Here is a 1554-nt window from a genome sequence, read left to right on the forward strand (position 1 = left end):
GTTTTCACGTACTATGCATCTATTGAAAGAATTTGGATGCATTGGAGTAAAAACAGATGTTAGATCAAAACATTAAAACTCAATTAAAAGCTTATTTAGAACGTCTAGAAAGTCCAATCGAATTAGTTGCTGCTTTAGATGAATCAGATAAAGCGGCTCAAATTAAAGAGTTAGTGACAGAAATTGCTGAACTATCTGACCAAGTCACTGCCCGTTTTGACGGTAACAATACACGTCGTCCAAGCTTTGGTGTGGCTAAAGCAGGTGAACAGCCTCGTGTGTTCTTTGCAGGCTTACCTATGGGCCATGAGTTTACATCTTTGATCTTGGCACTGTTACAAGTGTCTGGCTATGCACCTAAAGTGTCGGATGAAGTTTTAAATCAGATTAAAGGCTTAAACCTCAAAGCAAACTTTGATGTGTTTGTATCCTTAAGCTGTCATAACTGTCCTGATGTAGTACAGGCGCTTAACCTGATCGCGATTTATAACCCGAACACAACAGCAACCATGATTGATGGTTCATTCTTCCAAGACGAAGTGGAACAACGCAAAATCATGGCTGTACCAATGGTGTTCCAAGACAACGAGCACATTGGTCAAGGTCGTATGACCCTTGAAGAGATTGTGGCAAAACTTGACACCAACTCGGCTGAAAAAGATGCAGCAGTACTGAATGCCAAAGATGCGTTTGATGTATTGGTGATTGGTGGTGGCCCTGCAGGTGCAACAGCTGCAATCTATGCTGCACGTAAAGGTATTAACACAGGTATCGTGGCTGAACGCTTTGGTGGTCAGGTCATGGACACCATGGACATTGAAAACTTCACGTCTGTGCAAAAGACTCAAGGTCCTAAGTTTGCTGCCGAGATGGAAGCACATGTTCGTGAATACGATGTCGATATCATGAACCTGCAACGTGTCAGCAAAATCACAGGTGCAAACCAAACTGAAAACGGTCTGGTTGCAGTTGAACTTGAAAACGGTGCAAAACTTGAATCAAAAACTGTAATCCTTTCTACAGGTGCACGTTGGAGAGAGATGAATGTACCGGGTGAGCAAGAATACCGTACCCGTGGTGTCGCGTACTGCCCACACTGTGATGGTCCACTGTTCAAAGGTAAACGTGTTGCTGTGATTGGTGGTGGTAACTCAGGCGTAGAAGCTGCAATTGATCTTGCGGGGATTGTTGAGCATGTAACTCTGGTTGAATTCGATACCAAACTTCGTGCAGACCAAGTCTTGCAAAACAAATTGCATAGCTTGCCAAACACAACGGTGATTATGAATGCCTTAAGTACAGAAGTGTTAGGTGACGGATCACAAGTGACTGGTCTTAAATATAAAGACCGTGCGACGGATGAAGAGCATGTGGTCGAGCTTGCAGGGATCTTTGTACAGATTGGTTTACTGCCAAACACTGACTTCTTGAAAGACAGTGAAGTTGAATTAACCAACCGTGGCGAGATCATTGTGAATGACCGCAACGAAACCAATGTGCAAGGTGTATTTGCTGCGGGTGACTGTACGACTGTACCTTACAAGCAAATCATTA

At 43.5% G+C, this 1554-nt stretch carries 1 protein-coding gene; it reads left to right on the top strand.

Annotation, left to right across the window (positions count from 1 at the left end):
* Nucleotides 1–56 precede the first annotated feature (56 nt).
* On the top strand, nt 57–1554 hold a 1498-nt coding region (ahpF, locus tag HMPREF0013_RS24170), incomplete at its 3' end, for an alkyl hydroperoxide reductase subunit F (RefSeq protein ID WP_005804959.1).

Origin of the sequence: Acinetobacter sp. SH024, from assembly GCF_000163635.1 — a bacterium.
GTDB lineage: Bacteria > Pseudomonadota > Gammaproteobacteria > Pseudomonadales > Moraxellaceae > Acinetobacter > Acinetobacter pittii.